15 protein-coding genes are annotated in these 23153 nt (G+C 73.9%); 13 read left to right on the top strand and 2 right to left on the bottom strand.

Annotated features, from left to right (window positions below):
- Positions 1-19 precede the first annotated feature (19 nt).
- Entirely contained in the window at positions 20-355 is a 336-nt protein-coding gene (locus EV562_RS17545; protein ID WP_133887730.1) for a WhiB family transcriptional regulator, read from the bottom strand.
- Positions 356-736: 381 nt separating this feature from the next.
- Between EV562_RS17545 and EV562_RS17550 the strand changes: the two genes are divergently transcribed.
- The 4 genes from EV562_RS17550 (at position 737) to EV562_RS17565 (ending at position 5119) form a co-directional block, all read left to right on the top strand.
- Positions 737-1348, top strand: coding sequence for a response regulator transcription factor (locus EV562_RS17550; protein WP_003948568.1), 612 nt, complete (start codon positions 737-739; stop codon positions 1346-1348).
- A 280-nt stretch (positions 1349-1628) separates the two neighbouring features.
- A complete protein-coding gene (locus tag EV562_RS17555) occupies positions 1629-2216 on the top strand; it encodes a sigma-70 family RNA polymerase sigma factor (protein WP_031034860.1) in 588 nt (195 codons plus the stop codon).
- A 148-nt stretch (positions 2217-2364) separates the two neighbouring features.
- Positions 2365-3870 (top strand): IMP dehydrogenase, encoded by a 1506-nt coding sequence (guaB, locus tag EV562_RS17560; RefSeq protein WP_133887731.1) that lies wholly within the window; start codon positions 2365-2367, stop codon positions 3868-3870.
- Positions 3871-3994: 124 nt separating this feature from the next.
- Entirely contained in the window at positions 3995-5119 is a 1125-nt protein-coding gene (locus EV562_RS17565; RefSeq protein WP_133887732.1) for a GuaB3 family IMP dehydrogenase-related protein, read from the top strand.
- Between the two features lie 78 nt (positions 5120-5197).
- Here the strand turns inward: EV562_RS17565 and EV562_RS17570 are convergent, their stop codons facing one another.
- On the bottom strand, positions 5198-6406 hold the full coding sequence (locus EV562_RS17570; protein ID WP_133887733.1) for a nucleotide sugar dehydrogenase: 1209 nt from the start codon (positions 6404-6406) through the stop codon (positions 5198-5200).
- A 379-nt stretch (positions 6407-6785) separates the two neighbouring features.
- Between EV562_RS17570 and EV562_RS17575 the strand changes: the two genes are divergently transcribed.
- From EV562_RS17575 to EV562_RS17615, 9 genes are all read left to right on the top strand, one after another.
- The gene (locus tag EV562_RS17575) at positions 6786-8492 is read left to right on the top strand and encodes a glycerol-3-phosphate dehydrogenase/oxidase (RefSeq protein WP_133887734.1); all 1707 of its coding nucleotides are present in this window, start codon (positions 6786-6788) and stop codon (positions 8490-8492) included.
- Between the two features lie 100 nt (positions 8493-8592).
- Entirely contained in the window at positions 8593-10692 is a 2100-nt protein-coding gene (locus tag EV562_RS17580; protein WP_133887871.1) for a serine/threonine-protein kinase, read from the top strand.
- A gap of 174 nt (positions 10693-10866) precedes the next feature.
- On the top strand, positions 10867-13605 hold the full coding sequence (locus EV562_RS17585; protein ID WP_133887735.1) for a protein kinase: 2739 nt from the start codon (positions 10867-10869) through the stop codon (positions 13603-13605).
- A 145-nt stretch (positions 13606-13750) separates the two neighbouring features.
- Entirely contained in the window at positions 13751-15508 is a 1758-nt protein-coding gene (locus EV562_RS17590; protein WP_166661853.1) for a serine/threonine-protein kinase, read from the top strand.
- Positions 15509-15601: 93 nt separating this feature from the next.
- Positions 15602-16849 (top strand): serine/threonine-protein kinase, encoded by a 1248-nt coding sequence (locus EV562_RS17595; protein WP_243860078.1) that lies wholly within the window; start codon positions 15602-15604, stop codon positions 16847-16849.
- The gene (locus tag EV562_RS17600) at positions 16846-18570 is read left to right on the top strand and encodes a serine/threonine-protein kinase (protein ID WP_166661838.1); all 1725 of its coding nucleotides are present in this window, start codon (positions 16846-16848) and stop codon (positions 18568-18570) included. The genes EV562_RS17595 and EV562_RS17600 overlap by 4 nt, the downstream gene beginning before the upstream one ends.
- Positions 18570-19322 (top strand): serine/threonine-protein kinase, encoded by a 753-nt coding sequence (locus EV562_RS17605; protein WP_133887737.1) that lies wholly within the window; start codon positions 18570-18572, stop codon positions 19320-19322. Before EV562_RS17600 ends, EV562_RS17605 begins: the two co-directional genes overlap by 1 nt.
- A gap of 122 nt (positions 19323-19444) precedes the next feature.
- Positions 19445-21058: a succinic semialdehyde dehydrogenase gene (locus EV562_RS17610; protein WP_133887738.1), complete on the top strand. Its 1614-nt coding sequence runs from the start codon at positions 19445-19447 to the stop codon at positions 21056-21058.
- A gap of 69 nt (positions 21059-21127) precedes the next feature.
- Positions 21128-22945: a GMC family oxidoreductase gene (locus EV562_RS17615; protein WP_133887739.1), complete on the top strand. Its 1818-nt coding sequence runs from the start codon at positions 21128-21130 to the stop codon at positions 22943-22945.
- Positions 22946-23153: the final 208 nt, after the last annotated feature.

The raw sequence follows: 23153 nt of genomic DNA on the forward strand, positions 1-23153 counted from the left end.
TTTCCAGAGAAACGTTCCTTCAGTGAGGTGCGGACGCCTCCCCGCCGGCCGACGCCGATGCCGTCGCCACCAGGCGGTTGCGGGCCCGTCCCATGAGCTCCTCGCGCTCGTCCTCGGTCAGTCCGCCCCAGACGCCGTACGGTTCCCGCACCGCCAGCGCGTGCGCCGCGCACTCGGCGCGGACCGGGCACCTCATGCAGACCTCCTTGGCCGAGTTCTCGCGGGCACTCCGCGCCGCACCGCGTTCGCCCTCCGGATGGAAGAAGAGCGAACTGTCCACCCCGCGGCACGCAGCCAGGAGCTGCCAGTCCCACAGGTCCGCGTTCGGTCCGGGAAGGCGGGAGAAATCTGCCATTGCGTGACCCCTTGTAGCCGTTCTGGGTGGATACGGTGTCCACGACCGTACAACTACGATCTAAGGAGATGAAAATATGACTCATTGCGAATCTAGCCGCAGACACCAGCGAAGCGGAAGAAAAGCGGCTAAATGGGGCATGGCTTGTGGGGAAACGGCGTGAGTGGCACGCGCATGTCTGCTGCGTGGCCGCCCCCTCACGTAGAGTGCCGAAGACGACACACAGCCCCGTAACTCTTTCGAGTGACCGTCGTTGAGAGTGCGGAGGCGGTTGAAGGAACAAGTGCTCGGGCGGGCGTCCGGGACGGTCGACCGCACAGGTGACGATTTCGTACCAGCCTGGAGGCTCAACGTGACGCGCAAGAGCTGCGGAGGACGGCCATGACTTCCGTCCTCGTCTGCGACGACTCCCCGCTTGCCCGAGAGGCGCTCCGCCGCGCGGTCGCGACCGTGCCCGGCGTCGAGCGCGTGACGACCGCCGCCAACGGCGAGGAAGTCCTCCGCCGCTGGGGAGCCGACCGCTCGGACCTGATTCTGATGGACGTGCGCATGCCCGGCCTGGGCGGCGTCGAGACCGTCCGGCGGCTGCTGTCCGCCGACCCCGGCGCGCGCATCATCATGCTCACCGTCGCCGAGGACCTGGACGGCGTGGCCCTGGCCGTCGCCGCCGGCGCCCGCGGCTATCTGCACAAGGACGCCTCGCGCGCCGAGCTGCGCGCCACCGTGACCCAGGCGCTCGCCGACCCGACCTGGCGGCTCGCCCCGCGCCGGCTGCGTTCGGCCGAGATGGGCGCCGCGCCCACGCTCACCGCGCGGGAGATCCAGGTCCTGGAGGGCATGAGCCACGGCCGCTCCAACGCGGAGATCGGCCGTGAGCTGTTCCTCTCCGAGGACACCGTCAAGACCCACGCCCGTCGGCTCTTCAAGAAGCTCGGCGCCTCGGACCGGGCGCACGCGGTGGCGCTCGGCTTCCGGTGGGGCCTGGTCCGCTAAGAGCACCCCGTGCGAGGGAGGCTGACGAGGCCCGTCGGGGAGGTGACGATCCCCGCTTATCGCGAGGTGAGCGGGGGTGACAAGGCGACCCGCCGGGTGCCCGCTGCTCGTTTCGGCGCCGATGACGCATCCTTGAGGTGTGGAGTTCCTCGGGGACGAGTCGGTCGAGCGGAAGGGGAGGGCGCAGGGGATGAGTTCCGGCGCACCTGCTCATAACGCTTCGGTGCACAACAACGGGCACGGAGCCACGGATCGGACGGCCGCAAGGCACCATGGACCGATGCGTGACGACGAGGCGCCCCCGGACCAGGGGACGGTCGGTGGGCTCGTCCACCGCGCCGTGGACGGGGACGAGCAGGCCACGCACGACCTGCTCGCCCATGTCCATCCGCTGGCGCTGCGCTACTGCCGCACGCGGCTGTCCCGGCTGCCCGGCGACGCCCGGCACTTCGTCGAGGACCTCGCCCAGGAGGTCTGCGTCGCGGTGCTGCTCGCCCTGCCCCGCTACAAGGACACCGGACGCCCCTTCGAGGCGTTCGTCTTCGCCATCGCCGCCCACAAGGTCGCCGACCTGCAGCGCGCCGCGATGCGCCACCCCGGGTCCACGGCCGTCCCCTCCGACGAGATGCCCGAGCGGCCGGACGACTCCCTGGGTCCCGAGGAGCGGGCGCTGCTCAACAGTGACGCCGCATGGGCCAAGAAACTGCTGGCCAACCTGCCCGAGAACCAGCGCGAGCTGCTCCTGCTGCGCATCGCCGTCGGGCTCACGGCCGAGGAGACGGGGCAGATGTTGGGAATGTCACCGGGAGCCGTCCGGGTCGCCCAGCACCGGGCGCTGAGCCGGCTGCGGGCGCTGGCGGAGCAGTAGTCCGGGCCGTCCTCCCGGCAGTCGGCGCCACGGTCCTCCTCGTACGAAAGTACGAAGGTCGCACGCTTCCTTGATCGTGGAATGACCTACCTCCACTTCCCGTTAGCATGGACATCCGCACCGATCAAGGCCATTTGGGGAAGGTGTCATGACTGCCAACGTCGACGGAGTGCCCGAGAAATTCGCGACACTCGGGCTGACCTACGACGACGTGCTGCTGCTGCCGGGCGCCTCCGCGGTGCTTCCGAACGCGGTCGACACCTCGTCCCGCATCTCCCGCAACGTGCGGGTCAACATCCCGCTGCTCTCCGCGGCCATGGACAAGGTGACCGAGTCCCGGATGGCCATCTCCATGGCCCGCCAGGGCGGCGTCGGCGTCCTGCACCGCAACCTGTCCATCGAGGACCAGGCCAACCAGGTCGACCTGGTGAAGCGCTCCGAGTCCGGCATGGTGGCCAACCCCATCACCATCCACCCGGACGCCACCCTCGACGAGGCCGACGCGCTGTGCGCCAAGTTCCGCATCAGCGGTGTCCCGGTCACCGACGGCGCCGGCAAGCTGCTCGGCATCGTCACCAACCGCGACATGGCCTTCGAGACCGACCGCTCCCGGCAGGTGCGCGAGGTCATGACGCCGATGCCGCTGGTCACCGGCCAGGTCGGCATCTCCGGCGTGGACGCCATGGAGCTGCTGCGCCGCCACAAGATCGAGAAGCTGCCGCTGGTCGACGGCGACGGCATCCTCAAGGGCCTGATCACGGTCAAGGACTTCGTGAAGGCCGAGCAGTACCCGCACGCCGCGAAGGACGGGAAGGGCCGCCTGCTCGTCGGTGCCGCCGTGGGCGCCAGCCCCGAGGCCCTCGACCGCGCCCAGGCCCTGGCCGAGGCCGGGGTGGACTTCCTCGTCGTCGACACCTCGCACGGCCACAACAGCAACGCGCTGAGCTGGATGTCGAAGATCAAGTCGAGCGTCGGCGTCGACGTCGTCGGCGGCAACGTCGCCACCCGTGACGGCGCCCAGGCCCTGATCGACGCGGGCGTCGACGGCATCAAGGTCGGCGTCGGCCCCGGCTCCATCTGTACGACCCGCGTCGTCGCCGGCATCGGCGTCCCGCAGGTCACCGCGATCTACGAGGCCTCCCTCGCCGCCCGCGCCGCCGGGGTGCCCCTGATCGGCGACGGCGGCCTGCAGTACTCCGGCGACATCGGCAAGGCGCTCGCCGCCGGTGCCGACACCGTGATGCTGGGCAGCCTCCTGGCGGGCTGCGAGGAGTCGCCGGGCGAGCTGCAGTTCATCAACGGCAAGCAGTTCAAGTCCTACCGCGGCATGGGCTCGCTGGGCGCCATGCAGTCCCGCGGCCAGGGCCGGTCGTACTCGAAGGACCGGTACTTCCAGGCCGAGGTCGCCTCCGACGACAAGCTCGTGCCCGAGGGCATCGAGGGCCAGGTCCCCTACCGGGGTCCACTGGCCAACGTCCTGCACCAGCTCGTCGGCGGTCTGCGCCAGACCATGGGCTACGTGGGCGCCGCCACCATCGAGGAGATGGAGTCCAAGGGCCGCTTCGTCCGGATCACCTCCGCGGGCCTCAAGGAGAGCCACCCGCACGACATCCAGATGACGGTCGAGGCGCCGAACTACAGCCGCAGCAAGTAAGCAGAGCAGGCAGCAGCCTCCCGAGGGCGGCTCCGGACCATCCGGGGCCGCCCTCTGCGGTGCCCCGGCGAGCCCGTCGGGGATACTGGGAGGCGCTGCAACGCATCAGGGAAAGGCCACAGACGTGACTGAGATCGAGATCGGGCGCGGCAAGCGCGGCCGCCGGGCGTACGCCTTCGACGACATCGCCGTCGTCCCCAGCCGCCGTACGCGGGACCCGAAGGAGGTCTCGATCGCCTGGCAGATCGACGCCTACCGCTTCGAGCTGCCGTTCCTGGCCGCTCCCATGGACTCGGTCGTCTCCCCGGCCACCGCCATCCGCATCGGCGAGCTGGGCGGCCTCGGCGTCCTCAACCTGGAAGGTCTGTGGACCCGCCACGAGGACCCGCAGCCGCTGCTCGACGAGGTCGTCGGCCTCGACGCGGAGACCGCGACCCGCCGCCTCCAGGAGATCTACGCGGCTCCCATCAAGGAGGAGCTGATCGGGCAGCGCATCAAGGAGGTGCGCGACTCGGGCGTGGTCACCGCAGCCGCGCTCTCCCCGCAGCGCACCGCCCAGTTCTCCAAGGCCGTCGTGGACGCGGGCGTGGACATCTTCGTCATCCGCGGCACCACCGTCTCCGCGGAGCACGTCTCGGGTTCGCACGAGCCGCTGAACCTGAAGCAGTTCATCTACGAGCTGGACGTCCCGGTGATCGTCGGCGGCTGCGCCACGTACACCGCCGCCCTGCACCTGATGCGCACCGGCGCCGCGGGCGTCCTCGTCGGCTTCGGCGGCGGCGCCGCCCACACCACGCGCAACGTGCTCGGCATCCAGGTGCCCATGGCCACCGCGGTCGCGGACGTGGCGGCGGCCCGCCGCGACTACATGGACGAGTCCGGCGGCCGGTACGTCCACGTCATCGCCGACGGCGGCGTCGGCTGGTCCGGCGACCTCCCCAAGGCGATCGCCTGCGGCGCGGACTCGGTGATGATGGGCTCCCCGCTGGCCCGCGCGACCGACGCGCCGGGCAAGGGCCACCACTGGGGCATGGAGGCCGTCAACGAGGAGCTGCCGCGCGGCCAGAAGGTGGACCTCGGCACGGTCGGCACCATCGAGGAGGTCCTCACCGGACCGTCCCGCACCCCGGACGGCTCGATGAACTTCTTCGGCGCCCTGCGCCGCGCCATGGCCACCACCGGCTACAGCGAGCTGAAGGAGTTCCAGCGCGTCGAGGTGACGGTCGCGGACTCGCAGCACCGGCGGTAGTCACCCGTACGCCACGCCGAGGGGCCCGGAGCGTCCGCTCCGGGCCCCTCGGCGTGTCCGCGTGTCCGTTCTGCGCGGTCAGAGCCGGTGCGCCGCCCCCGTCGGCGTGGCCCCCCTGGTGTCCAGGAGAAGCTGGGCCTTGACCGACAGGCCCTGGAGGTCGTACGTGCGGTGCTGCTGGAGCAGGATCGTGAGGTCGGCGTCGGCCGCGGCCTCGTAGAGGGAGTCGGCGCGCGGGACGGGGCGGTCGGCGACGTTCCAGGACGGGACGTGCGGGTCGTGGTAGCTGACGGCGGCGCCCATCGACATCAGACGGGTCGCGATCTCCTCGGCCGGGGTGGCCTGCTGGTCGGCGAGGTCGGCCTTGTAGGTGACGCCGAGGAGCAGGATCCGGGCGCCGCGGGCGGACTTGCCGTGCTCGTTGAGGAGGGCGGCGCCGCGCTGGACGACGTAGCGGGGCATCTGGGCGTTGACCTGCTGGGCCAGCTCCACCATGCGCAGGCTGTGCGGGGCCCGGCCGGTCAGGTCCTGGGCGACGGAGTGGCCGCCGACGCCGGGTCCGGGGCGGAAGGCCTGGAAGCCGAAGGGCTTGGTCTCCGCGCAGCGCAGGACGTCCCACAGGTCGACGCCGAGATCGTCGCAGAGCACGGCCATCTCGTTGACCAGGGCGATGTTCACGTGCCGGAAGTTGGTCTCCAGGAGCTGGACCGTCTCCGCCTCCCTCGGTCCCCGGGCCCGGACCACCTTGTCGGTGAGGCGGCTGTAGAAGGCGGCGGCCGACTCGGTGCAGGCGGGGGTGAGGCCGCCGATGACCTTCGGGGTGTTGGCCGGGGTGAAGTCGCGGTTGCCGGGGTCCACGCGGCTGGGGGAGTAGGCGAGGTGGAAGTCCCGGCCGGCGCGCAGCCCGGAGCCCTGCTCCAGGAGCGGGCGCAGGAACTCCTCCGTCGTCCCGGGCCGCACCGGCGACTCCAGGATCACCGTGGTGTGCGGGCGCATGTGCGCGGCGAGGGTGCGGGCCGCGGCCTCCACCTGCCCGAGGTCCAGGCCGCCGCCGGGGGAGGGCGGGGTGGGCGCGCAGATCACGGCGGTGCGGACGCGGCCCAGCTCGGCCGGTCCGGCCGGGGTGCGGAAGCCCGTGGCGAGCATCCGCCGCACCTCGGCGGGGGTGAGCGGGTCGGCCTCGGGGCCGGTGCGGTAGCCGAGGGTGGGGATGCCGGCGGCGACGGCGGCCTGGGCCAGGGGCAGGCCGTACGGGCCGAGTCCGATGACGGCGAGATCTGCGGGCATGGCGTGGGCCGTCCTTCCCAGTAGCCGAAGCGGGACAGGTGCGCAAGCCCGGTGGACAGGATGGGCGAGCACAACGTCAGACTAGGAGTAAATATGACCGATTTGCGGGATTGATCTGCGGAGTTTCGGCGCGTTTCGACCCGTGTCGACCGGGCGGGGCGGGGCGGGCGTCGGACGGTGGGGGCGTTGTCCACAGGGGGGAGCCGTCGGGCCCTCTTCTCGTCCACAGGGTGGAGCCGGTCGGATCCCCGCTTGTCCACAGGCTGAGGCCCGCGGCTGCCGAAGTCGGGCAGGACGGTCAGAATCTGGGCATGGTGGGTACCAGGAACCGGGCCCGCCCGACGGGTGCGGCCGACGCGACCGACAGCGGGAGGCAGCAGTGAGGACAGCGACCCTTGGGCCGGCGCAGCGCGCCGAGTCACTCGCGGCCATGGCCGAGCGCGAGCTCGACGTGCTGGTGGTGGGCGCCGGTGTGGTCGGTGCGGGCACCGCGCTCGACGCCGTGACGCGCGGCCTGTCGGTGGGCCTGGTCGAGGCGCGGGACTGGGCCTCGGGGACCTCCAGCCGGTCCAGCAAGCTGATCCACGGCGGCCTGCGCTATCTGGAGATGCTCGACTTCGTCCTCGTCCGGGAGGCGCTGAAGGAGCGCGGGCTGCTGCTCGAACGGCTGGCGCCGCACCTGGTGAAGCCGGTGCCGTTCCTGTACCCGCTCCAGCACAAGGGCTGGGAGCGGCTGTACGCGGGCTCGGGCGTCGCGCTGTACGACGCCATGTCCATGGCCCGCGGTCACGGCCGCGGCCTGCCCCTGCACCGGCACCTGAGCCGCCGTCACGCCCTGCGCGTGGCGCCCGCCCTCAAGAAGGACGCGCTGGTCGGCGCGCTGCAGTACTACGACGCCCAGATGGACGACGCCCGCTTCGTGGCCACGCTGGTGCGCACCGCCGCGGCGTACGGCGCCAAGGTCGCCAACCGGGCGCGGGTGACCTCGTTCCTGCGCGAGGGCGAACGGGTGGTCGGCGCACGGGTGCAGGACGTCGAGGCGGGCGGCGAGTACGAGGTCCGCGCCCAGCAGGTGGTGAACGCGACGGGGGTGTGGACCGACGACACCCAGGCGATGGTGGGCGAGCGCGGCCAGTTCCACGTGCGGGCCTCCAAGGGCATCCACCTGGTCGTGCCGAAGGACCGCATCCACTCCAGCACCGGCCTGATCCTGCGCACCGAGAAGTCCGTGCTGTTCGTCATCCCCTGGGGCCGGCACTGGATCATCGGCACCACGGACACCGACTGGGACCTGGACAAGGCCCACCCGGCCGCCTCCAGCGCCGACATCGACTACCTGCTGGAGCACGTCAACTCGGTGCTGTCGGTGCCGCTCACCCGCGACGACGTCGAGGGCGTGTACGCCGGCCTGCGCCCGCTGCTGGCCGGCGAGTCGGACGCCACCAGCAAGCTGTCGCGCGAACACACCGTCGCCCACCCGGTGCCCGGCCTGGTCGTCGTGGCGGGCGGCAAGTACACCACGTACCGGGTGATGGCCAAGGACGCCGTGGACGAGGCCGTGCACGCCCTCGACCTGCGGGTCGCCGACTGCGTCACCGAGGAGACCCCGCTGCTCGGCGCCGAGGGGTACCACGCGCTGTGGAACGCGCGGGCCCGGATCGCCGCGCGCACCGGACTGCACGCCGTGCGGGTGGAGCATCTGCTCAACCGCTACGGCTCGCTGACGGAGGAGCTGCTCGAACTCGTCGCCGCCGACCCCTCCCTGGGCGAGCCGCTCACCGGAGCCGACGACTACCTGCGCGCCGAAGTCGTTTACGCCGCCTCGCACGAGGGCGCGCGGCACCTGGACGACGTCCTCACCCGGCGCACCCGCATCTCCATCGAGACCTTCGACCGCGGTACGCGCTGCGCCCGCGAGGCCGCCGAGTTGATGGCGCCGGTGCTCGGCTGGGACAAGGGCCAGGTGGAACGGGAGATCGAGCACTACGAGAAGCGTGTCGAGGCCGAGCGGGAGTCGCAGCGCCAGCCCGACGACCTGACGGCCGACGCGGCCCGGCTGGGGGCGCCGGACATCGTGGCACGGTAGAGGGGGGCGGCCGGGAACCCTCCGGGCACCCTGGGCGTCGAGCACTTGTCGGGTGAGGGACAATGAAGGCTCTGTCAGGGCGGGTTGCATGAGGGGACGCATGTCGGAGGCGGAGCGGGCGGGAGCATCCCGTACGGACAAGAGCGCACGTCTCCTCGCCGGGCGGTACCGGCTGGGAGACGTGCTCGGCCGCGGCGGCATGGGGACGGTGTGGCGCGCGGAGGACGAGACCCTCGGACGCACGGTCGCCGTCAAGGAGCTGCGGTTCCCGGGGAACATCGACGAGGAGGAGAAGCGGCGCCTGATCACGCGCACGCTGCGCGAGGCCAAGGCGATCGCGCGGATCCGCAACAACAGCGCGGTCACGGTCTACGACGTGGTCGAGGAGGACGACCGGCCGTGGATCGTGATGGAGCTCGTCGAGGGCAAGTCGCTCGCCGAGGTCATCCGTGAGGACGGCCTGCTGGAGCCCCGGCGCGCCGCCGAGGTCGGCCTGGCCGTCCTGGACGTGCTGCGGTCTGCGCACCGCGAGGGCATCCTGCACCGCGACGTGAAGCCGTCGAACGTGCTGATCGCCGAGGACGGCCGGGTCGTGCTCACCGACTTCGGCATCGCCCAGGTCGAGGGCGACCCCTCCATCACCTCCACCGGCATGCTCGTCGGCGCCCCCTCCTACATCTCCCCCGAGCGGGCCCGCGGCCACAAGCCGGGTCCGGCCGCCGACCTGTGGTCGCTGGGCGGACTCCTGTACGCCGCCGTCGAGGGCACCCCGCCGTACGACCGGGGCTCGGCGATCGCGACGCTGACCGCGGTGATGACGGAGAACCTGGAGGAGCCGAAGAACGCCGGCCCGCTGCGGGACGTCATCTACGGCCTGCTCACCAAGGACCCCGACCAGCGGCTCGACGACGCCGGTGCCCGGGCCATGCTCACCAAGGTCGTCCACGCCCCGGAGCGGGCGGCCGGGGACGAACCGGTGGACGCCACCAAGGTCGTGCCGCTGCCCCCGCAGCAGGACGGCCGCGGGCGGCGCGGCGGTGCCCCGGGTACGGGCGGCACGGGCGGCAAGCGGGCCGAGGAGGCCGGGGAGCGGCTGCGCGGAGCGCTGCGCAACGTGCGCAAGGCCGCGGCCGGGGCCGGTGCGGCCGGTGCGGCGGCGGCCTCACGGACCGCCTCGCGGACCAGGCCGGGCGGCCGCGGCGGGGCGGCGGGTGCCGCGGGCGCCACCGGTGCCGCGGACTCCACCGGTACCGCGGGCACCGCCCATTCGGCGGGAGCGGCTGCCGGTCCGCCCGCGCAGCGGGTGGCGCCGGGCACGCGTGCCGGTGGCGCCGCAGGGGCGGGCGGCTCTGGCTCAGGCGCGTCGAGCGCCGCCGGGGGCGCGAAGAGCTCCGGCTGGCCCGTCGTACCGCCGCCGGACCTGCCGGCCAGGCCCGTGCCCCGGGCGCCGCTCACCGACGTGGTGCCGCGCCGGACGCTGATCATCATCGCCGTGGTCGCGGCACTGGCGGTGCTCGGCACCGTGCTGGCCCTCACGCTCGGGGGAGACGACGACACGGGCGCCGAGGGTGGCAGCGGTGGCAAGACCGCGGCCACCGCCGGACCGAGCGGCGAGACCAGGCAGGACGGGGAGAGCGGCACCGGCACCGACGGCTCCGCCTCCGACCCGGCGACCGACGGGGAGGCGAGCGGCGCCCCGGAGGGCGGAGCGAGCGCGTCCGGCGAGAGCGACGGCGCTTCGGACGACTCCGGGAAGTCCGACGACGACACCGCGGCCTCCACCCACAAGGGCGGCCAGGGCTACCGCATCGGGCTCCCCGAGGGCTGGAAGTTCTCCTCCACGGGCTCCTCGGGCGACCGGTTCACCGGGCCCCGCGGACAGAAGCTGCTCGTGGCCTGGACCTCCTCGCCCAAGGGCGACCCCGTCGCGGACTGGAAGAGCCAGGAGCGGTACATGGTCCGTGCGAACTACCAGAAGATCCGGATAGAGAAGGTGGGCTACCGCGGCTGGAACGCGGCCGACTGGGAGTTCACCTACACCGACGGCGGCACCGAGTACCGCACCGTGGACCGGGGCTTCGTCGTCAACGACCACCAGGGTTACGCGCTCATGTACACCGCGCGGGCCGCCGACTGGGGTGACGATCTGCGCCGCGACACCTGGCGGACCCTGACGAAGACCTTCGAGCCGAAGTCCTGAGCCGACCGGCCCGCGGTCCGGCGACCGAGGGCCCCGGGTTTGAGCCGCGCGATATCTGGCATCAGCTCTTTGCGGGTTGCCTCCGGCACGTATCGTGAGTGACTGCGGACCGTACGCAGCCGGAACGGCCCGCCGGACGAACGGAATTGACCGACGGCTGCCGGGGGTGGTGACGTGGACGACTACGCGGGCCGGGTGCTCGCCGACCGCTACCGCCTGCCCCTGCCGCCCTCCGACGAGTACGAACTCACCGAGACCCCGGCCTTCGACACCTACAGCGGCCAGGAAGTACTGGTCCGCCAGGTGCCGTTGCCCGAGGTCGTCGAGGCCGAGGTGCTCGACGCGGACGGCCTGCCCGACGGTTTCACGGCCCGGGACGGCGGGGCCCGGTACCCCGGCCGGCGGACACCGGCCGGAGGCGGCGGCCCGAGGCGGCCGGCCGATCCGGTGGTACGGCGTGCCGTCGAGGCCGCGCAGGCCGCGGCGGCGGTGCCCGACCATCCGCGCCTCGACCAGGTCTTCGACGTCTTCGCCGAGGGCGGCTCGCTGTGGATCGTCAGCGAGCTGGTGGCTGCCAGGCCGCTGGCCGCGCTGCTCGCCGAACAGGCTCTGACGCCGTACCGGGCGGCCGAGGTGGCCTCCGACGTCGTCCTGGCGCTGCGGGTGCTCCACTCCTACGGCTGGGTGCACCGCAACATCACCGCACGCACCGTGCTCGTCTGCGACGACGGGCGCGTCATGCTGACCGGCCTGGCGGTCGGGGCGGCGGAGGAGGCGCTGTGCGGGTACGACCCGGTGCCCCCGCCGCCCGAGGAGGAACCGGCACCCGCCGTCGACCCGAACGGGACCTTCGGCCCGGGCGGCGGCACCACCCGGACGGCGTTCTTCGGACCGGGCGACGCCGACCCCGAGGCCGCCCGGCGGGCCGCCATCGAGGCGCGGGGCGTCGGCGGGCTCCCGGTGCCCCCCGGGGCCCAGGCACTGGGCGCGTCCCCCGCCTCACCCGCGTCCCTCGCGCCCGCGTCGCTCGACGCCGCCGGGGAGGCCCGCGCCGCTCGCGCCGGTGCGATCGCCGCCTACCGCGCGGGGGCCAGGGCCGCGGCCCGCGTCCAGGAGGCGCAGCACGGCCACGCGGCGCTGCCGGGCGCCCGCCCCGCCCCGGACGACGCCTCACGGGCCGGTGACCCCGGCACCGGGCGAGGGGACTTCCCGGCCGGACCCGGCCGGGACGCGCACGCCGTGGCGCCCGAGACCCGGCCCGGCGTCCCGCAGGGCGACGGCGGAGCCGGTGACCCCGCGACGTCCGGTGCCGTCCCGCCCGGGCGGATCGCCGACCCCTACGGCGTACGCACCACCTCCTGGCACGGCGCCTCCCCCCGCACCCCCGCCGACCCGGCGCTGCCCACACCCCGCCCGGCCGGTGGACCCCCGGCAAGCCCGGGCCCCGCGCCCGGGCGGGCCCTGCCCGCCGCGCGGCAGGAGACCGCGGCGGGCTCCGCCGCGGCGTGGCAGGAGACCACCGCGGGCTCCGCCGACCAGCCCCGGGAGGGCACCCTCGGGCCGGCCGGCCCGCCGCGGGACGACGCGTCCGCGCCCGCCGCCCGCTGGGACGGCCCGGCCGCCCGGGCCCCCGCGCCGCGCGGCCCGGCCACCGCGCTCGCCGCCGAGCGCGCCCGGCAGACGCGGATGGCCCTGGTCGGACCCGTGACCGAGCGCTGGGCGCCGGAGCAGGCCGGGCCGGTGCACGAGAACTGGCAGCTCGCCGCGCCCATCGGCCCCGCCACCGACCTGTGGGCCCTGGGCGCGCTGCTCTTCCGCGCCGTGCAGGGGCACGCGCCCTACCCGGAGGAGTCGACGGCCGAGCTGGTGCAGATCGTGTGCGCGGAGCCGCCGGCGTTCGCCGAGGAGTGCGGACCGCTGCGGCCGGTCGTGGAGTCGCTGCTGCGTCAGGACCCCACCGAGCGCATCGACTTCGAGGAACTGAGCGGCTGGCTCCGCTCACTGGTGCGGTCCGCCCCCGAGCCGGAGGCCGGCCTGCACGTCGTCTCGGCCCCGCCCGTCGAGACCGGCCGGCTGCCCATCGTGCGCCGCCGCGGCGAACTGGTGCGCCGGCGCCGTGCCGGACTGCCCGCGCACCACGGTCGGCACAAGAGAGGCAGGCCGGACACCGGCCGCTCCCCGCGCAACCTCGGCCGGACCCTGCTCCTGCTGATCCTGCTGGCGATGGCCGGCGCGGTCGCGTACGCCGTGTTCTTCATGCCCGGGAGCGACACGAGCGGGGCCGGGGCCGGCGACCGCACGGGCGCCGCCGGCCAGTCGCCGTCCGAGCAGTCGCCGTCCGAGCAGTCGCCGTCCGAGCAGTCGCCGGACGCCGGCCGCGAGCCCCGGCCGGACCGGACGTCCCCGGAGCCCGACCCCGAGGCCTCGCAGACGGCGGGCGGCACCGAGACGCAGTCCGACGTGGCCGACGGATTCACCCTGCGCAGGGACCCGGAGGGCTTCCGGGTCGCCGTCGCCGAGGGCTTCGACCGCACGCCCCGCAACGGCAGCGGCCAGGTCGTCTACGGCAAGGGCGGCTTCGAGCTGCTCGTCGTGCCCGGCCGGGACCGCGCCTCCGAGTTCGGCGACGATCCCATGGTCTACCAGCGGGACGGCGAACCGGAGTTGGCCTCCTACCGCGCCTCCAGCTGGGCCACCTCCAGCGGACTGAAGACCATCGAGGTCGGCGGACGGACCATGGCGGAGGGGCAGTTCACCTGGACCGGCGCCGGCGGCGAGCTGTACGTGCGCAACCTCGCCGTCCTGATCGACGGGCGCTACCACGTGCTGCAGGTCCGCGGTCCGGAGGCGGAGCGTGACGAGGTGGACCGGCTGTTCGAACAGGCCTCGGCCACCTACCAGTACACCCGCTGACGGCAGTTCGGCCCGATGGTTGCCTCCTGTCACGGAAAGCGACAACCGTCACAGAGGGGTTTCCGTACCACCCCACCCGTTCCCCGGACGGAGGCCGGTCCCTAGTCTGACCCTGACAAGACCATTGCGGGGCAACGTGAATCAGATGCAGGGCCGGCTCGTCGCGGGACGCTACCGGCTCGGGGAAGCCATCGGCAGCGGCGGCATGGGCCGGGTGTGGCGCGCGCACGACGAGGTGCTGCACCGGACGGTCGCCATCAAGGAGTTGACCGCCGCGCTGTACGTCTCCGAGAGCGACCAGGCCATCCTCCTGGCACGCACCCGGGGCGAGGCGCGCGCGGCGGCGCGGATCAACCACTCGGCCGTCGTCACCGTGCACGACGTACTCGAACACGACGGCCGGCCGTGGATCGTGATGGAGCTGGTCGAGGGACGCTCGCTGGCCGACGCCGTCAAGGAGGACGAGCGGGTCGACCCGCGGGAGGCGGCCCGGATCGGCCTGTGGGTGCTGCGCGCGCTGCGTGCCGCGCACACCGCCGGCGTCCTGCACCGCGACGTCAAACCGGGCAACGTGCTGCTCGCCGACGACGGACGCGTCATGCTCACCGACTTCGGCATCGCGCAGATCGAGGGCGACTCCACCATCACCCGGACCGGAGAGGTCGTCGGCTCCGTCGACTACCTCGCGCCGGAGCGCGTCCGCGGGCACGACCCCGGCCCGTCCTCCGACCTGTGGGCGCTGGGCGCGACGCTGTACACGGCGGTGGAGGGCAGGTCGCCGTTCCGCCGCACCTCGCCGCTGACCACCATGCAGGCGGTCGTCGAGGAGGACGCGCCCGAGCCCCGGTACGCGGGTGCCCTGGCGCCCGTCATCAGCGCCCTGCTGCGCAAGGACCCGGCCGGGCGCCCCGACGCGACCGAGGCCGAGTACCTGCTCGCCCAGGCCGCCGAGGGCCGCCGCCCCGAGGCGGCCCAGGCGTACGTACCGACGACCCGGTACCCGGGGCCCCCGCAGGGGACGGGCGACACGCTCCACCAGCAGCTGCCCGGGGCACCCGGCACGCCGGGGGTGCCCGGGACGCCGGGGGCCCGTGGGCCGGTGGGCGGGACGGCCGCCACGCCGTACCCGCCGGTGACCGGGCCCACCGCCGCCGGTACCGCGGGGCCGGGGTACCCGGTGCCCGGTCACGCGGTGGCCGGGGCCGCTCCGGGCACCGCTCCCCGGCGCTCCCGGCGTCGTCGCCTGCGCACACTGGCCCTGGTCGTCGCCGTCGCCGCGCTCATCGGCGGCGCGGGCACCGCCGTGGTACTGCAACAGCGTGACGGAGGCGGCTCGTCGGCGGACGGCGACCCCACGCAGGGGCCGTCCGACTCCGCGTCGCCCTCCGCGTCCGAGAAGACCGGCAAGGGCCCCGGCGGCTCCGTCCCGGCCGACTGGGTACGCCGGGACGACCCGCTGGGTTTCAGCCTCTACCTGCCCGAGAACTGGCAGCGGAAGGACTTCGACGGCGACAGCGGCGAACTGCGGCAGATCGACTACACCCCCGACGGCGGCGAGCACTTCCTCCGCGTCTCCGTCGACACCGCTCCCGACTACAACGACCCCTACGCCCACGCGCAGGACCTGGACGCCCAACTCCTCCAGCGGCTGGTCGACTACCGGCGCGTCGGCCTGGAACGCGTCGGCTACCGCGACCGCGACAGCACCCGGTGGGAGTACACCTTCACGGCGCTGGCGAAGGACACCCGGTTCCCCGGTCCCCGCCGCGCCGTGTCGCAGATGTACATGTCCCGCGACGGCGTCGAGTACGCCCTCAACATGTCCGGGCCGGCGAGCGACTGGCCGGCCACGCGGAAGTGGTTCGCCGCCGTGCTGCAGAGCTGGCAGGAGAGGACCGGCTGACCCGCCGCGCACGCGCGACGGCAGCCCCGCGCCCGTCGGTTGTCGGCCACCCGGGTGACGGCGGCCCGGAGCCGGCGCGTCCGGTGGGGCATCATGGGACGCATGGTGACCGAGGGGGCGGGCGGGCGTGTCATCGCGGGCCGTTACCGGCTCCACGAGCGGCTCGGCAGCGGCGGCATGGGCATCGTGTGGCGGGCCACCGACCAACTGCTGGCCCGCGAGGTGGCCGTGAAGGCGCTCCCCCTCGACGAGTCCCTCTCCGCGGCGGAGGCCCGGCGGCGCCGTGAGCGCACCCTGCGCGAGGCCCGCGCGGTCGCGCAGTTGCGGCACCCGCACGTCATCGTCGTGCACGACGTGGTCGAGGACGACGAACGGGCCTACATGGTCATGGAACTGGTCGACGGCGGCTCGCTCGCCGACCGCGTCCTCAGTCACGGTCCCGTCGACGCGGCCGAGGCCGCACGCATCGGCGTCGCCCTGCTCGACGCCCTGGGCACCGCCCACGCGGCCGGCATCCTGCACCGGGACGTGAAGCCCTCCAACGTGCTGGTCGCCGAGGACGGCCGGGTCGTCCTCACCGACTTCGGCGTGGCCCAGGTGGCGGGTTCCACCACGCTCACCGAGAGCGGCTCCTTCGTCGGGTCCCCCGAGTACACCGCTCCGGAGCGGATGTCAGGACTCGGGACCGGTCCCGCGTCCGACCTGTGGTCGCTCGGCGTGCTGCTGTGCGCGGTCCTCAGCGGCGCGTCCCCCTTCCACCGCGACTCGCTCGGCGGTGTCCTGCACGCCGTGGTCAGCGACGAGATCCGGCCGCCCGCGCAGGCCGCGCCGCTCCTCCCGGTCGTACGGGGCCTGCTGGAGCGGGACCCGCGACGGCGGCTGGACGCGGCGTCGGCACAGCGGATGCTGCGCGCCTACCTCGGCACGGGCCGTACGCCCGCGACCCCGGAGGCGGCCTCGGCCGGTGAACCGCGCGCACGGCGGAGCACCGGACGGAGCGTGCTCATGGCGGTGCTGCTGGTCGTGGCCGCGGTCGGCGCGGGCGTCTCGGCGGCCGCACTGCTCGCGGACGGCGGCGGCGACGGGGGCGGTACGCCGACGAGTTCGGTGCCCGCGACACCGACCTCGGCACCGACGTCGACCTCGACCTCGGCGCCGACCACGCCCCCGACCTCGGCGCCGCATCGCACCGAGGCGCCTACGGCGGCCCCGCCGTTCCCGTCGGCGCACGGTTCCGACACCCAAACGGGAGATATGCGGCACCCCGCGTCACGGGTCTGTGACCACCGTCCACCGGCGGTGGAAAGGGACGCGGCCGGCGCGGTATGGATGGACGCATGAGCAGCGACGGGGGATCACGGAACAGGCAGGACGAGCCGACGAGTTTTGAGCTGCAACCGCCGGACCGGGCGGCCGCCGTGCCGCACCCCGGCAACCCGTACGCGACACCGACCCAGGTCGTACCGCCGCGGGCGCAGGCGCCGTCGGCCACGGCCGCGGCGGCCCCCTCGGCGTCCCCGTCGTCCGCGCCCGCCGCGCCCGACCCGGGGGCCGGGCGGCTCGTCGCCGGGCGCTACCGGCTGATGTCCAGGCTCGGGCACGGCGGCATGGGCACGGTGTGGCGGGCGAAGGACGAGACCGTGGACCGCGAGGTCGCCGTCAAGGAACCCCGCGTCCCCGACCATCTTCCCGAACGCGAACGGGCCAACGCCTTCGAGCGGATGCGCCGCGAGGCGCGCGCCGCCGCCCGGCTCGACCATCCCGCGGTGGTCGGCGTGCACGACGTGGCGGTCGTGGACGGACAGCCGTGGATCGTGATGGAGCTGGTGCGCGGGCGCTCGCTGGGCGACGCCCTCCAGGAGGGCACCCTGGGCGCACGGGAGGCCGCCCGGATCGGCCTGGAGGTGCTCGGCGCGCTGGAGGCCGCGCACGCCGCCGGAGTGCTGCACCGGGACGTGAAGCCGGACAACGTCCTGCTCGGCCGGCACGACCGGGTCGTCCTCACCGACTTCGGCATCGCGCAGATCGAGGGCGAGACCAGCCTGACCGACACCGGCGGATTCGTCGGTTCGCCCGAGTACATCGCCCCGGAACGGGTGCTGGGCCGGCGCCCGGGCCCGGCGAGCGACCTGTGGTCGCTGGGCGTGGTGCTGTACGCGGCGACGGAGGGCGTCTCGCCGTTCCGCCGCAGCAACACCCCGGCCACGCTCCAGTCGGTGCTCAACGCCACGCCCGCGCCGCCCGCCGCCGCGCAGGGCCCGCTGGCCGAGGTGATCACGGGCCTGCTGGACAAGGACCCCGCGCGCCGCCCGGACGCCGCCCGGGTCCGCGCCCTGCTGGACGCCGCCGCGAACCCGCCCGCTCCGACGCCCACCCAGGTGGTCCCGGCCGGCTCGGTCCCGGGACCGGGCGCGGGAGCGCCGCCCGCGTCCCGCTGGAGCGTACGGCTGGGCCGCAACGCGTGGATCGCCCTCGCCGCGGCGGCCGTCGCGGCGGCGGCCGCGTCGTACCTCGTGGTCGCCGACCCCTTCGCCGGCCCCCTGCCGGAGGGCTGGAAGCAGCACGAACTCGGCGGCAGGCTCGGTATGAGCGTCGGGGTGCCCGCCGAGTTCGTGAAGGGGAAGCACCCGGACGACTGGGACGGCACCAACGAGACGTTCGCCGACCCGAGCGGCGCGGTCACCGTCGTCGTGGACCGGGACATCAAGGCCGACGACGAGACCGGCGAGCTGCCGGACACCGCCGGCGCCGCCGCCTGGGCGGACTGGGAGATGCTCAAGGACGGCGAGTACTCCTGGAACTTCGCCGCGGACCCCGCGCCGAAGGGCGAGCCGAGCGAGACCGAGTACCGGGGCGGGAAGGCCGCCGAGAACACCATCGCGTACACGACGGCGGACACGCAGAACCCCCGCGCCCGCGAGTTCCACATCCTGTACTACCGGGCAGCCGACGGGGACATGTACAAGGTCTCGGTCGACTACCCCCGCGAGGGCTACTTCGCCGACCAGGGGCGGGAGATCGCCCGGACGGTGATCGCCAACTGGGAGGTCGGCAAGCTCTGATGACGGACCGGGGAGGGCTGGTCGGCGAGCGCTACCGGCTGTTGCGGCGCGTCGCCTCCGGGGCGGCGGGCACCGTCTGGCACGGTCTCGACGAAGCCGAGAACCGCGACGTCGCCGTCCGGCGGCCGCGGCTGCCGGGCGATCCGGCGGACGACGCGTACCGCCGGGCCGTCCACCGCCTCCACCACGAGGCCCGGGCCGCCGCCCGCGTCGACCATCCCGCGGCCGTCCGCATCCACGACGTGGTCGTCGGGGACGCCGGGCCCGACGGGCTGCCCTGGATCGTCATGGAGTGGGTCCCCGGCGAGTCCCTGCACGAGGCGCTGCTGCGCGGGCCGCTCGCACCCCCCGAGGCCGCCCGCATCGGCCTCGCCGTCCTCGGCGCCCTGCGGGCCGCGCACGCCGTCGGCATCGTGCACCGCGCGCTCGGACCCGACCACGTGCTGCTCGGCCCGCACGGCCGGGTCGTTCTCACCGGCTTCGGCACCGCCCACCCGCCGGGCGAGGAAGCCCTCCGGGGCACCGGACCCGCGGCCGACCTGCGGGCCCTGGGCGTCCTGCTGCACACCGCCCTGGGCGGCGACGGGGCTCCGGCCGGGCCGCTGGACCCGCTGGTCGGCCGGCTGCGCTCGCCGGACGCCGGAGCCGGACCGGGGGCGGAGGAGACCGCCCGACTGCTGGAGGCGGTGGCCGGCGCCCCGCCGCCCACCGCGGACCGAAAAGAAGCGCTCAGGTCCAGCCCCACCGCGTAACGCCCTGATCAGCACGTTTGTTGCCAGCGGTCACTGGCGGCGTGTGAGCGGTCGGTGAATCACGGTGAATCCCCGTTACCGACGGGTACACAAAGGCCGCCCGGCGTCATACCCTGCGGCTCATGACGGACGCGCAGGCCCCGGCCCTCACCGGCACGAACCCCCTCGCCCCCACCCCGGAGGGCGCACGCACCGCTGCCGACGTGGTCACGCCCGAGCTGGTCGCCCAGCTCACCAAGGGCGTGGCCGGCTCCGGCCGCACCGCCAACCACACCCCGTTCACCGGCGAGAAGCTGGCCGACCTGCCCGAGTCCACGCCCGAGGACGTGGCCGCCGCCTTCGAACGGGCCCGCGCCGCCCAGGCCGTGTGGGCGCGGGTGCCGGTGCGGCAGCGCGCCGCCGTCCTGCTGCGCTTCCACGACCTGGTCCTGGAGCGCCAGGCCGAGGTCCTCGACCTCATCCAGCTGGAGACCGGCAAGGCCCGCCTGCACGCCCACGAGGAGGTCCAGGCCGTCGCCGTCGCCGCCCGGCACTACGGCCGCAAGGCCCCCGCGTATCTGCGTCCCAAGCGGCACACCGGCGCCGTGCCGACCCTGACGAAGGTCACCGAACTGCGCCACCCGCGCGGTGTCGTCGGACAGATCGCGCCCTGGAACTACCCCCTGGAGCTGTCCGTCGGCGACGCGCTCCCCGCCTTCGTCGCGGGCAACGCCGTCGTCATGAAGCCCGACACCGAGACCTGCCTGACCGCCCTGTGGGCCCGTGACCTGCTCGTCGAGGCCGGGCTGCCCGCCGAGATCTTCCAGGTCGTCCTCGGCGAGGGCCCCGTCGTCGGCCCCGAGGTCGTCCGGCACGCCGACTACGTCTCCTTCACCGGCTCCACCCGCACCGGCCGCGAGGTCGCCCTGGGCGCCGCCGCCCGCCTGGTCGGCGTCTCCCTCGAACTCGGCGGCAAGAACGCCATGCTGGTCCTGGCGGACGCCGACATCGAGAAGGCCGCGGCGGGCGCCGTCCGCGCCTGCTTCTCCTCCGCCGGCCAGCTCTGCATCTCCATCGAGCGGCTCTACGTCCACGAGTCCGTCGCCGACGCCTTCCTGGACCGCTTCGCCGCCCGCACCAGGGCCATGCGGCTCGGCACCTCCCTCTCCTACGGCGCCGACATGGGCTCACTGGTGGGGGAGCGGCAGCTGGAGACCGTGAAGCGGCACGTCGCGGACGCCGTCGAGCAGGGCGCCAAGCTGGTCGCCGGCGGTGTCGCCCGCCCCGACATCGGCCCGTACTTCTACGAGCCGACCATCCTCGACGGCGTCGCCGCCCCCATGGCCGTCTGCGCCGAGGAGACCTTCGGCCCGGTCGTCTCCGTCTACCGCTTCAGGACCGAGGAGGAGGCCGTCGAGCACGCCAACTCCACGCCGTACGGCCTGAACTCCTCGGTCTGGACGAAGGACGCCCGGCGCGGCCGCGACGTCGCCGCCCGGCTGCGCACCGGCACCGTCAACATCAACGAGGGGTACGCGTCCGCCTACGGCAGCGTCCAGTCCCCGATGGGCGGCATGAAGGACTCGGGCCTCGGCCGCCGGCACGGTTCCGAGGGCATCCTCAAGTACACCGAGGCCCAGACGGTCGCCCACCAGCGGCTGCTGCCGATGGCGCCGTCGCTGGGCATGGACGACGAGAAGTACGCGGCGTTCATGAGCCGCAGCCTGCGCCTGATGAAGACCTTCCGTCTCCGCTGAGCAGCCAGGAGCCGCCCCGAACCGGCCCGAGCAGCCGCCACCCGTACCCGTTCTCGACGAGGAGAGCACGTGTCGCAGGAGCAGTCCGTCCAGACCCGGGAAGAGAACGGGTACGACTACGACGTCGTCGTCGTGGGGTCGGGGTTCGGAGGCTCCGTCTCCGCCCTCCGCCTCACCGAGAAGGGCTACCGCGTCGGCGTCCTCGAAGCCGGCCGCCGCTTCACCCGCGAGTCGCTGCCCAGGAACTCCTGGGACCTCAAGAACTACCTCTGGGCGCCGAAGCTGGGCATGTTCGGCATCCAGCGCATCCACCTGCTCGGCAACGTCATGGTCCTGGCGGGGGCCGGCGTCGGCGGCGGCTCCCTCAACTACGCCAACACCCTCTACGTGCCGCCGAAACCGTTCTTCGACGACCCCCAGTGGCGGGACATCACCGACTGGCACGAGGAACTGTCGCCGTACTACGACCAGGCCCGGCGCATGCTCGGAGTCCGTCTCAACCCGACGATGACCCCCTCCGACGTCCACCTGAAGGCCGCCGCCGAGAAGATGGGCTGCGGCGACAGCTTCCACATGGCCCCGGTCGGCGTCTTCTTCGGGGACGGCGAGGACGCCGACGGCACCGTGAAGGCCGGGCCCGGCGAGCAGGTGCCCGACCCCTACTTCGGCGGCGCGGGCCCCGACCGCAAGGCCTGCAACGAGTGCGGCGAGTGCATGACCGGCTGCCGGCACGGCGCGAAGAACACCCTGAACGAGAACTACCTGTACCTCGCCGAGAAGGCCGGCGCGGTCGTCCACCCGATGACGACGGTCGTCTCCGTCACCGAGGACTCGCGCGGCGGGTTCGCGCTCGCCACCCTCGCCACCGACCGTCAGAAGAAGGACGCGGGCCGCACCTTCACCGCCCGCCACGTCGTCATAGCCGCCGGTACCTACGGCACCCAGACCCTGCTGCACCGCATGAAGGCGGGCGGTCAGCTCCCCCACCTGTCCGACAGGCTCGGTGAGCTGACCCGTACCAACTCCGAGGCGCTGGTCGGTGCCCAGACCGACGACCGGCGCTACCGCGGCGCCACCGGCGAGGCCCGGGCCGACTTCACGCGCGGCGTCGCCATCACGTCCTCGATCCACCCCGACGCCAACACCCACATCGAACCGGTGCGGTACGGCAAGGGCTCCAACTCGATGGGCGGCCTGTCGATCCTCCAGGTCCCCTACGCCGGGCAGACCGCCTCGGGTGCCTCGCGCGTCCTGGGCTTCCTGGGCCACGCGGCCAAGCACCCGCTGCTGGTGCTGCGTTCGCTGTCCAACCGCAAGTGGTCCGAGCGGACCATCATCGGCCTGGTCATGCAGTCCCTGGACAACTCCCTGACCACGCACCTGAAACCGTCGGGCGTCGGCAAGGGCCTGCTCACCGCCCGCCAGGGCCACGGCTCGCCCAACCCCAAGCAGATCAAGGCCGCCACCGACGGCGCCTCCGCGCTCGCCGCCGAGATCAACGGCTTCGCCGGCTCCAACGTCGGCGAACTGATGGGCACCCCGCTCACCGCCCACTTCCTCGGCGGCTGCCCCATCGGCGCCTCCCGCGAGACCGGCGTCATCGACCCGTACCACCGCCTCTACGGCCACCCCGGCATCTCGGTCGTCGACGGCGCGGCCGTCTCGGCCAACCTGGGCGTCAACCCGTCCCTGACCATCACGGCGCAGGCCGAGCGCGCGATGTCGTACTGGCCGAACAACGGCGAGAGCGACCCGCGCCCCGCGCAGGGCGCCGCGTACGAGCGTCTGGCCGCCGTCGCGCCCCGCTCCCCGGCGGTCCCGGAGAAGGCCTTCGGCGCGCTGCGCCTGCCGTTCCTGGGCCTGCCGACGGTGCCGCCGAAGAAGTAGCGCCCGCGGGGAACGGCTCCGGAGAAGTGAAGCGGCGGGAGGGACCCGCACCCCCCTCCGAGTGCGGGTTCCTCTCACCCGGCCCGGTCGCGGCGGGGGGGGGGGGGGGGGGGGGGCGGGGCGGGGGGCCGGGGCCCGGGCCCCCGCCCGCGCGGGGACGGTGGGGGTGGGGGAGGCAGGTGAGGGGGGGGGGGGAGGGGCGCGGTGG

The organism is Streptomyces sp. BK208 (assembly GCF_004364245.1).
In the GTDB taxonomy this organism is placed as follows: Bacteria; Actinomycetota; Actinomycetes; order Streptomycetales; family Streptomycetaceae; genus Streptomyces.

Coding starts and splice junctions, on each gene's coding strand:
- EV562_RS17595 (WP_243860078.1), top strand. CDS start 15,602: ATGGGACGCATGGTGACCGAGGGGGCGGGCGGGCGTGTCATCGCGGGC.
- EV562_RS17555 (WP_031034860.1), top strand. CDS start 1,629: ATGCGTGACGACGAGGCGCCCCCGGACCAGGGGACGGTCGGTGGGCTC.
- EV562_RS17550 (WP_003948568.1), top strand. CDS start 737: ATGACTTCCGTCCTCGTCTGCGACGACTCCCCGCTTGCCCGAGAGGCG.
- EV562_RS17600 (WP_166661838.1), top strand. CDS start 16,846: ATGAGCAGCGACGGGGGATCACGGAACAGGCAGGACGAGCCGACGAGT.
- EV562_RS17605 (WP_133887737.1), top strand. CDS start 18,570: ATGACGGACCGGGGAGGGCTGGTCGGCGAGCGCTACCGGCTGTTGCGG.
- EV562_RS17580 (WP_133887871.1), top strand. CDS start 8,593: ATGTCGGAGGCGGAGCGGGCGGGAGCATCCCGTACGGACAAGAGCGCA.
- EV562_RS17610 (WP_133887738.1), top strand. CDS start 19,445: ATGACGGACGCGCAGGCCCCGGCCCTCACCGGCACGAACCCCCTCGCC.
- EV562_RS17545 (WP_133887730.1), bottom strand. CDS start 355: ATGGCAGATTTCTCCCGCCTTCCCGGACCGAACGCGGACCTGTGGGAC.
- EV562_RS17570 (WP_133887733.1), bottom strand. CDS start 6,406: ATGCCCGCAGATCTCGCCGTCATCGGACTCGGCCCGTACGGCCTGCCC.
- EV562_RS17590 (WP_166661853.1), top strand. CDS start 13,751: ATGCAGGGCCGGCTCGTCGCGGGACGCTACCGGCTCGGGGAAGCCATC.
- guaB (WP_133887731.1), top strand. CDS start 2,365: ATGACTGCCAACGTCGACGGAGTGCCCGAGAAATTCGCGACACTCGGG.